Here is a 10368-nt window from a genome sequence, read left to right on the forward strand (position 1 = left end):
CTTTATTAGCTGTTGGGATGAGAAATACAGGAGCAATTACATTCGCCCAGAAACATTTATTGATGCCAATATCGATGAAAATTGGCGGCCAATTTTGCAAACACCTCCATTTCCCGAATACCCGAGCGGGCATAGTGTTGCTTCAACATCAGCAGCCTATGTGTTAACCAAAATATTTGGAGATAACTTTAAGTTTCAGGATAATACTGAGACTGATTTCGGATTACCCGTGCGAAGCTTCACTTCTTTTAATCAAGCGGCTAACGAAGCCGCTATTAGTAGACTTTACGGTGGTATACATTACAGACCGGCCATTGAAAATGGTCAGATTCAAGGTAGGAATATCGGAGCATATCAGACCGAAAAAATTATAATGAAAAAAGATTAAGTTAAAAACAGAATAACAATGAAAATAAAATACCTCCTAGTACTTGTTTTAATTGCTTTGGCTAAGTTTTCAAGTGCCCAAAGAAACGACATACTAAAAGAATCATCAGATTACGAGTGGCCAACAGATCCAGCTGTTAAGCAAAAACTCGATACCTGGCAGGATAAAAAGTTTGGAATGATTATCCACTGGGGGCTTTACGCTGTGCCAGGGATTATCGAATCTTGGTCTATCTGTTCTGAAGATTGGATTGATAGAGACAGTACCATTAAATACGAAGACTATAAAAAATGGTATTGGGACCTAAACGAAAAATTTAACCCAACAAAATTCAATCCTGAGCAATGGGCCAAAGCAGGTAAAAGTGCAGGAATGAAATATTTGGTGTTTACCACCAAACATCACGATGGCTTTGCTATGTTCGATACCAAACAATCTGATTTTAGCATTACAAAAGGTCCTTTTTCAACCAATGCCAAAAAAGATGTAGCTAAATATGTGTTCGATGCTTTCCGTAAGGAAAATTTTATGATCGGTGCTTATTTTTCTAAACCCGATTGGCATTCTCAATACTATTGGTGGGATAAATATGCCACTGCAGTATGGTTAGATGGTGGATGGGTTCGTCCACGGGCTAGCGTAAATAAAGAAGTACTTTCTTGGGGAGCACCTATTCCTGATTGGAGTCAGGATATTGATATGCCGAAAATTGCAGCTGATGCCAGAAAAGCACAACCAGGTTTAATTGTGGTGGATAGAACCAGTTTGAAAACTACCAGACCCCTGAACAGAAAATTCCTGAAAATCAGTTAGAGTATCCATGGGAAAGCTGCATGACGTTAGGCGGAGCCTGGGGTTTTGTACCCAACGATCAGTATAAATCGGCAGAAGAAGTGGTTCATAAATTAGTAGAAATAGTAGCCAAAGGTGGAAGTTTGCTTTTAGGTATTGGGCCTAAAGCTGATGGAACGCTGCCTGATCATGTGATTACAAGATTGGATGAAATTGGTAAGTGGACCAGTAAAAATGGTGCTGCCATATACGGAACAAGGATTACCAAAAACTATCATGATGGACAGAACTGGTTTACGCAAAGTAAAGATGGTAAAACTATTTACGGCATCAGTTTAATCGGCAATACGCCAAACAAAGAAATTTCATGGCAAGGAAGTATTCCTAAAAAAGGAAGTCTCATTACCATTTTAAGTACCAACCAAAAGGTAAAATGGACATTGAAAGATGGCAAGGTACACTTCGATTTTCCTAAAACAGAGGAGAAAATAGCCCTGACTTTTTCTTTTACGCCCGAAATTAATTAACAATGCCGAAACCGAGAAGATACCTATATTTATTGCCTGCATTATTTTTCTGCAGTGGCCTTTTTGCTCAAGTTAAAAAAGGGCAATCTTTACCCTATAAAAATCCGAAATTAAATATCGATTTGAGGGTAAAAGACCTCATTTCGAGAATGACGCCAGAAGAGAAATTCTGGCAGTTATTTATGATTCCTGGAGATGTTACAACTGAAAATAAGACACAATTTAAAAACGGTATTTTTGGTTTGCAGGTTAGTGCTGCTGCCCAGGGAAGTGGTAATGCGCAACAAATGTTAACCTATAATACCTCTGAAGACGGACTTTCTCTGGCTAAAAAAGTAAATAAAATTCAAAAATATTTTGTTGAGGAAACCCGTTTGGGCATTCCCATCATTCCATTTGATGAGGCTTTACACGGTTTGGTTAGGCAAGGTGCTACTGCTTTTCCACAATCAATTGGTTTAGCTGCAAGTTTCGATACTACTTTAGTGGCCAAAATTGGTACGGCTATTGCCAATGAGGCAAAGGCACGTGGTTTGAGGGATCTTTTGGCACCTGTAATCAATATGGCTACAGATGTAAGATGGGGCAGGGTAGAAGAAACCTATGGGGAAGACCCTTATCTAACAACTGTAATAGGTCATGCTTTTATGAATGCCATAGAAAGGCAGAATATCATTGTTACCCCAAAACATTTTATTGCCAATGTTGGCGATGGCGGGCGGGATAGCTACCCGATAGAGATGGATAAACATTTTTTAGAAGAAATCCACTTTCCAGCATTTAAAGATGGGGTTAAAAACATAGGTATCCGTTCATTAATGACTTCCTATAACAGCGTTTTTGGTACTCCGGCAACCTCAAATAAATGGCTGCTCACCACTAAACTAAAAACAGAATGGGGCTTTAAAGGTTTCGTAATTTCTGATGCAGGTGCAGTAGGAGGTGCCAATGTGTTACATTTTACGGCTAAAGATTATAAAGATGCTACGGCGCAATCGATTAATGCTGGCCTTGATGTAATCTTCCAGGTAGATTATAATCATTATAAACTTTTTCTGCCCGCATTTTTAGATGGTAGCATTCCCAAATCGAGAATAGATGATGCATTGTCAAGGGTGCTGAAAGCTAAATTCGAGCTGGGGCTGTTTGAGCATCCTTACGTGGATGAAAGTATTGCTGAAAAGATGCTGAGCGATCAAAGTAATCACAATTTAGCCAAAGAAGCCGCTTTAAAATCTTTTGTGCTCCTGAAAAATGATAACAACACGCTTCCGTTAAAAAGTGAAAAGCAGATCTTACTGGTAGGGGAAGATGCTGTTGAAGCCAGATTAGGTGGCTATAGCGGTACCGGAAACAATAAAATAAATATATTGGAGGGCTTAAAAAATGCCGTATCCAATAACGTTAAGGTTAATTATGTAAAAGGCAGTAGCCGGGATCTGCAATCTTATATTCCGATAGATAGTCAGTTTCTTTCTGCCAATCAGAAAGCAGGATTAATGGGAAGCTATTACAAAGGGCTTCAATTTTCAGGAAACCCAATTAAAGAAGTAAATGATAAGGCTGTTAATTTCAGTTGGACGTTATATCCGCCAGACGAGCAGCTCCAATTGGATGATTATTCGGTAAGGTGGGCCGGTAAAATTAAGGTGCCACAGAATGTTGATGTTAATATCGGATTGGAGGGAAATGATGGTTACCGATTATACCTGGATAACCAGTTACTTATCGATAATTGGGATAAAAAATCTTTCAATACGAAAACCGTTCCATTTCATTTTGAGAAAAATAAGGAGTATGCAATTAAGATCGAATTTTTTGAACCTAAAGGCAATGGTAAAATCAAACTGATCTGGGATTATAATATCAGGAAATCAAACGAAATAACTGATGCGGTGGCTGCTGCAAAAAACAACGATGCAATCGTATTTGTTGCAGGCATAAAAGAAGGAGAGTTTTTAGATCGGGCGATGTTAAACCTGCCTGGTAATCAAGAAATGCTACTGGGAGAACTCGTAAAAACCGGGAAACCTATTATTGTGGTATTAACCGGTGGAAGTGCGATCAATATGCAGCCTTGGTTAAATAAAGTAAGCGCAGTTTTAAATGTTTGGTACCCAGGCGAAGCAGGAGGTAGCGCCATTGCAGATGTACTGCTTGGCAAGATAAATCCGTCAGGTAAACTTCCAATTACTTACCCGATAGATGAATCGCAGTTACCATTGGTTTACAACCATAAACCTRCTGGAAGAGGCGATGATTATAACAACTTAAGCGGGGAACCACTTTTCCCATTTGGATATGGATTAAGTTATACCAACTTTTCTTATAACAATTTGAAGTTTAACCGTAAAAGTATTGCTAAAAATGAAACCACTAACTTAAGCTTCGAGCTTAAAAATACTGGCAATTATGATGGTGAAGAAGTGGTGCAGTTGTATATGAGACCTTTGTTGAGCAAATTGGCACAGCCAGTTCTTGCATTGAGGGCTTTTCAGAGGGTACATTTAAAGGTTGGTGAAACAAAGGTAATTTCATTCAAACTGGATAAAGAGGTGCTGCAAACACTCAATATCAATAATGTATGGGAAGTAACTCCAGGGCAGTATAGAATTATGATCGGATCATCAAGTAAATCACTTTACTTAAAAGATAACTTAACTGTTAAGCCTTAAAAAAAGACCTCCTATGGTTAGGTATAAACCATATCATTAATAGTTGCCGCAGATTCTGGTTAAATCTGTGGCTTTTTTATTCTAATCCGTGTTTTCTTACATCCGTCCTCCTGAATTTATTTCAGGATCTATTGAAGCAGTAGAATGAATAATGAACTCACCTAAGTGTTTTTGCTGCGGAAACACGGAAAACATGAAATTTTCATTCGATCGTCATCCTGAGAGGTTAGTTTTAGAAAAAACAAAGGAGGGGTGATGACAGGTCCGTAGAATCGTCATTTCGACCGCAGTGGAGAAATCTTTGAATGAAGTATGTTAAAAGATTTCTCCATTTCGCTAGGCTTCAGTCGAAATGACGACTGATTTTCTAAACCTGTAATTGGTAGCGTAATCGAAGGATCTTTAAGGAAAAATAGAATTGCTGCACCCAACTTTGCGAACTTAGTGCTTTCTTCTCAGCGCCCTTTGCGGTTAAATGAAGTTATTTTAATTCTTCAATACCCAATTTCACTGCAAGTTCATTCAGATCCTTTACCACAACATCAATGATCGGAATACCGCTGATTTTCCTTTCCTGCTCAAATTCATGTTCAGGTTCGCCAGGGATGATTACCTTTTTATCAGGATCTATCGTTTTTGCACTTTTAAAGCGTTCTACCCAATTATCTAAATGATTTTTGAAGTCTGCAGCTGGTCTGAAACCATCTACGCGCATAGCGCCCAGAAAGTGGCCAAGTCCTTCGCCAACCGGATTGGCCGATGGTTCTAAGAAAGCCACAAAAGGAGGCACCCAAGGGCCATAATTCGCGCCAGATAACACCGCTGATAAAATATCGACCGTAGCACTTAACCCATAACCTTTATGACTGCCATGATCTTTATCACTGCCCAAAGGAAGGAGCGAACCGCCATTTTTTAATTCGTTCGGATCGGTAGAGTTTTCCCCACTTTTATCCTGGACCCAACCATCCGGAATACTTTTGTTTGCTCTTTGGGCAATTTCCAGTTTTCCGTTTGCTGCCGCTGCTGTGGCCATATCTACAATTACTGGTGGGTATTTTCCGGCTGGGAAGGCATAACACATGGGGTTTGTACCCAATAAACGTTCGTTAGCATAAGTAGGGGCTACCAAAGGACTTGCGTTGGTCATACTGATTCCGATCATATCCTTTTCTACCGCCATTAAAGCATGGTAGCCTGCAATACCGAAGTGATTGGAATTTTTAACCGATACCCATCCGCTACCGTATTTTTCTGCTTTTTCTATAGCAACTTTCATGGCAAATGGTGCAACCACTAAGCCTAAACCTGCATCGCCATCTACAGTGGCAGTAGTTGGTGTTTCATGTACGATTTTAATATCGGGCGTAGCATTTATCCTTTTCTTTTCCCAAAGGAGTACATAACCGCTTAAACGGGCAACGCCATGCGAGTCGATTCCACGTAAATCTGAACGGATTAATACATCGGTTGCTAAATCGGCATGCTCATCAGAACAGCCCATTTTTTTAAAAACGCTAAAGGTAAAAGCTCTAAGGTTGGTTTCGGTAAAAGTGATGAAATTCATAGTATACTATTTGTCGTCATCCTGTCTCGATTTTAAATCGGGATCAGGGTTTTCCTTGATAGATGCTGATCCCGAATATTCGGGACAGCATGACGAATCTAAAAATAAATTACGGCAATAAAACAGTAAAATCGCCTCCCAGTGGTTCGAAGTTTTCTATGCATGAGGAAAGAAAATCTTCTCCATAATTTACATACATGGGTGCAATATTTAAGGTTCTTTCCTGAAGTGCTCCATTCGGGAAAAGTCTTTTCTTTACATTATCAATCTGCAGCAATGCCGTTTCATGTTTCCTTTTCTCTGCGCGGAATAGTTTCTTCTCCAGGTTAGCCAATAAATGATTGGTCCGCTGTTTTGCTGTATCTGTTGATACGGAAAGCGTTTTATCTATTTTATAGGCATTTAGCTTAATTTGATCGAAAATGCTGTTAATGGCCCTGGTTTCATCAGCCAAGCTCAATTGGGCAGTTGTATTTCGCTTTACCCAAATGTTTTTTAACGCTTCAACTGGTAAAAATATATCTTCTAAAGAAAAACCTAAGTGGTATAAATTCTGCGCACTGCGTTTATCAATCAATAAAGCTGAGTTACGAAGCAATAAAACTGGGAAATCAACTTTATAAAAGTCGAAATTTGCCCTTAACTGCATCCAGTAAGCTACTTCTGCACCACCACCTATATAAGCAATGTTTGGCAAAATCACTTCCTGGTACATGGGCCGCATTACCACATTCGGACTAAAACGCTCGGGATGTGATTCGATTTCGGCTTTTAGTTCCGCTTCCGTAAAACTAATGTCTGTATGATTTACAATGTATTTTCCTTTTTCGAAGATCAAACGCTCACGCAGATTGTCGATAAGGTAAAAGAAGTTAATATCACGGCCATTCACCTGTGTTTTATAGCCTAAATCCTCCAGGTTTTTCGAACTTTCGTCGATATTTTTTGCACTATTATGCTGAATAATATCTTCGGTAATGATATTCGCGAATTGTTTTTTTAGTTGTGCATCATCCGCATTTACAATCACCAGACCATATTTCTCGAATAAGTTATTCACCAAAAACCTGGTGGCGTCGGCTAAATTATCGTGTTGCAAATAGGCCTGTTCTACCAATTTGGCAATTCGTTTTCCGTTTTTAGAGATCCCGAGGTATCCTTTATAAGCCGTTACCGCTGCGGCAACGGTTTTGGTGCTTAGTCTTCCGGTGGCGCCGTTGGTTTGCTGTATCCAGCTAATGTTCTTTTCATCAACACTTACATGGTTAATTTCATCAAAATCGTGATCCTCTGTTGCCATCCAATAAACCGGAACAAAATTTTTATCGGGATGTGCCATTTTTAACTCGATGGCTAAATTAATGGTGGTTACAATTTTGTAAATAAAATAAAGTGGACCAGTAAATAAATTCAATTGGTGGCCCGTTGTAACCGTAAAGGTGTTCGCTGAACCTAAAAGTTCTATGTTTTTGGTAACCGATTTATTGGGCTGTAAATGCTGGTATTGATCTTGTAAAACCTTAACTAAAGTTTCTCTATTGCCTAAAAAATTTCTATGCTCAATTGCTTTGGCTAAACCCTCCATATCAGGACGATAGCTATAAAAAGCTTTAAGCTGATTTTCGTCGTTAATATAATCTAAAACCAGTTTTGAAAATGATCCGGTTTCCTGATATGAGATATATTTTGCCTGCATGATGTGCGAAAGTAATGCAATTTAAGGATAATCGTAAAGTCGCGCCACTATTTTACAATTGTTAAATAATTAGAGGTTGCTTTCAATCGCGCCAACTTTTTCGCGGTACAAATCAATCGGGCTATCTAAAAGTACTGCAATTACGGTTAATTCGGGATCTAGTTTATCTTTGGGTACCGGAATGTAAACAATGCCCGGTATTTTGCTCCAATACAGTTTGTTATAAATTTCGTGCGGTAGCATGGTACCTTCACCCACAATCCTGATCCTGCTGATGTTGTTTTTTAAACCTTTAATGGCAATTGGCCCGGTTGGCGTGCCTTCTACAAATAAGTAAAGGGTTTGTTTATCTGCAGAAAGTGCCGTATTGCCTTGGTAATGTCCAGACGGAATTCCGCCCGTTGTTTTGTATAGCGCTTCTGCGTTTTTAATTACCCAATTGCTAATCTTTTGATCTGCGCTTTTAATTCCAGGGTTAAAGTCTAAGCCATCAGCAGGTAAACCGGTATTTTGAAATACATTTGTACCCGCATTTAAGTTAATGGTCAGCCTGTTTAGATTTAAGTTGGTCAAACCCCGTTGTTTGGGCGCAGCATATAAGTCTGCGAGCGAAAGGGTTTCCTGTTTGTCTTCATCGAGCTGAATAGGGCCGTTTAATGATACTTTTAGAACGGTTACATCGCTGTCAAAATCGGCATCTTTTAAATTAAGCAGATAATCTGTTTCATTTAGCTTAATTGTATATGGCTGAGCTTTGCTACCAACTACTTCAATCTTGTTTATTTTTGATTTTATACCTGATAGTAAAATCCCGTTTTTGGTTTTATAATCGAGATACAGGTACAATACATCTTTGTTTTTGGATAAGGTAGTTTTACCGATAATATGCCCATCTGGAATCCCGGCCTGTGTACCATAAATGGCCTCTGCGTGTTTCTGGGTCCAGCGGCCTAAATCCTTTAAAATTTTAACCTGCTCTGACGCAATGGTTCCATCTGCTTTTGGTCCAATATCAAGCAATAAGTTACCGCCCATGCTAATACAATCAACCAGCGTGCGGATGATCATGTTTGATGATTTATAATGATTGTCATAAGGCTGATAGCCCGAGAGTTGATAATGATGTTCTGATTTACCTTGCGTAAATTTGTCAATATGTTTTTGGCCTGCCATTCTTCTCCACTATGCTCCCAATCGCCATCAAACCATACCAGATCAGGATTATATTTGGCCGAAAGTTCGTTTAACTGCCCTTGAAAATAATTTTGGAATTTTTTAAAGCGTGGTGTATCCTGTTTATAATCATAACGTTTCCTGTCGCGGGTAAAACCATCATAATCCGGGTAGCTCCAATCAGGTAGAGAAAAATATAACCCTGTTTTAAGACCCGATTTTTTAAGTTCGGCCACAAATGGAGTGATTAAATCTTTTTTGGCAGCACTATTTTTTAGTGTGGTAGTGGCTAAGGGAGCTTTACTATCCCAAAGGGCAATACCATCATGGTGTTTTGTGGTAATTACGGCATATTTGGCGCCACTTTCTTTAATCAGGTTTACCCATTCTTCTGGTTTGTACTTTGCAGCGGTAAAACCATCAAGCTGTTTCATGTAAGCATCATGATTGATGTAGTTGTTAAAAAACGACCACGATTCGGAAATACCATTAACCGAATAAATACCCCAATGGATGAAAATACCCAGTTTGGCATCAGCAAACCACTGCATTTTTTGATCAGAAACCTTTTGTTGGGCAGAAAGTTTACTGCTGATGAATAGTGAAAATAAAACGATGAAAAACTTTAAATAACGCATGATCGTGTTTAGTATATCTAAACGTTAAATATAATGTTTTATAGCTGTTTTTAAACAAAAATTGGGTGTGAAGTCAGATGTTACCATCTGACTGGAGATTGATTTAGTAAGAAAAGTCAGATGGTAACATCTGACATCACATATATATAGAATGATCGTCATCTCGATCCGATAGCTATCGGATGTAGTGTAGTCCCGAACTTTCGCGCGAGAGAGCTGCTGTAGATTTAGTTTCGCTGAGCACTACCTGGTTCTCGGCTGCGTTGCACTTCGCTCGAAATGACGATCCTCAAAACAACAAAATTTACCCATAAAAAAAGCCGCTCTGAATAATCAGAACGGCTGTAAAATATTTGGTTTAGTGATTTACCATTTTTTTCTGCGTTCRCCACTGCCACCTTCACGGTTTCCGCCTTCTCTGCGTGGACCTCCAGTGTTACCACCTTTGTCGTCACGGCTACGTCCAGAGAAATCTCTGAAACCGCCACCGCTGTTTCCACCTTCACGTCTTCCACTACCACCGCCAGATTTTCTGTCGCCGCCGCCACGATAACCGCCGCCACCGCCGCTTCTGCGTTCACCGCCACCGCTACGTCTTTCGCCACCACCGCGTCTTTCACCTGCGCCTTCACCACGACCACCGTCTCCGCTTTTCTCGATGCGTACCTGACGACCGTTAAACTCAACAGATTTAAAGCCTTCAAAAACTTTGTCAGCTACGTCGTCTTCCACTTCAAAGAAAGAGAAAACACCTTTTAAATCGATTTTACCAACGCTTTTGCCACCAATTTTACCGTTGTTACAGATAAATGATAACATATCGCCACGGGTAAACTCATCTACAGAACCTAAGTTGATGAACAAACGGGTGTAACCTTCGCTACCACGTCCACGTCCGGCACCTCTTTCGCC

General features: G+C 39.6%; 7 protein-coding genes and 1 pseudogene. 4 read left to right on the forward strand and 4 right to left on the reverse strand.

Annotated features, from left to right (window positions below):
• The 4 genes from AC1DND_RS13150 to AC1DND_RS13165 all read left to right on the forward strand — a co-directional run.
• A partial coding sequence (locus tag AC1DND_RS13150; protein ID WP_477582188.1) for a vanadium-dependent haloperoxidase occupies window positions 1–388 on the forward strand: 388 nt, incomplete at its 5' end.
• An 18-nt stretch (window positions 389–406) separates the two neighbouring features.
• Window positions 407–1201: an alpha-L-fucosidase gene (locus AC1DND_RS13155; protein WP_477582190.1), complete on the forward strand. Its 795-nt coding sequence runs from the start codon at window positions 407–409 to the stop codon at window positions 1199–1201.
• On the forward strand, window positions 1183–1707 hold the full coding sequence (locus AC1DND_RS13160; RefSeq protein WP_477582198.1) for an alpha-L-fucosidase: 525 nt from the start codon (window positions 1183–1185) through the stop codon (window positions 1705–1707). The genes AC1DND_RS13155 and AC1DND_RS13160 overlap by 19 nt, the downstream gene beginning before the upstream one ends.
• Window positions 1708–1709: 2 nt before the next feature.
• Entirely contained in the window at window positions 1710–4382 is a 2673-nt protein-coding gene (locus AC1DND_RS13165) for a glycoside hydrolase family 3 N-terminal domain-containing protein (RefSeq protein ID WP_477582191.1), read from the forward strand.
• Window positions 4383–4863: 481 nt separating this feature from the next.
• Here the strand turns inward: AC1DND_RS13165 and AC1DND_RS13170 are convergent, their stop codons facing one another.
• The 4 genes and pseudogenes from AC1DND_RS13170 to AC1DND_RS13185 all read right to left on the reverse strand — a co-directional run.
• Window positions 4864–5949: an Ldh family oxidoreductase gene (locus AC1DND_RS13170; protein WP_477582193.1), complete on the reverse strand. Its 1086-nt coding sequence runs from the start codon at window positions 5947–5949 to the stop codon at window positions 4864–4866.
• A gap of 109 nt (window positions 5950–6058) precedes the next feature.
• Entirely contained in the window at window positions 6059–7645 is a 1587-nt protein-coding gene (bshC, locus tag AC1DND_RS13175) for a bacillithiol biosynthesis cysteine-adding enzyme BshC (RefSeq protein ID WP_477582195.1), read from the reverse strand.
• Between the two features lie 69 nt (window positions 7646–7714).
• Window positions 7715–9456 (reverse strand): annotated as a pseudogene (locus tag AC1DND_RS13180) (alpha-L-fucosidase).
• A 366-nt stretch (window positions 9457–9822) separates the two neighbouring features.
• Window positions 9823–10368 (reverse strand): DbpA RNA binding domain-containing protein (locus AC1DND_RS13185; RefSeq protein WP_477582196.1); only part of this gene is annotated, 546 nt, incomplete at its 5' end.

The sequence above is a fragment of the Pedobacter sp. 01N416 genome, from assembly GCF_056399685.1.

Excerpts from the sequence above, each read along its gene's own strand:
- AC1DND_RS13155 (WP_477582190.1), top strand. The coding sequence starts at position 407 with ATGAAAATAAAATACCTCCTAGTACTTGTTTTAATTGCTTTGGCTAAG.
- AC1DND_RS13170 (WP_477582193.1), bottom strand. The coding sequence starts at position 5,949 with ATGAATTTCATCACTTTTACCGAAACCAACCTTAGAGCTTTTACCTTT.
- bshC (WP_477582195.1), bottom strand. The coding sequence starts at position 7,645 with ATGCAGGCAAAATATATCTCATATCAGGAAACCGGATCATTTTCAAAA.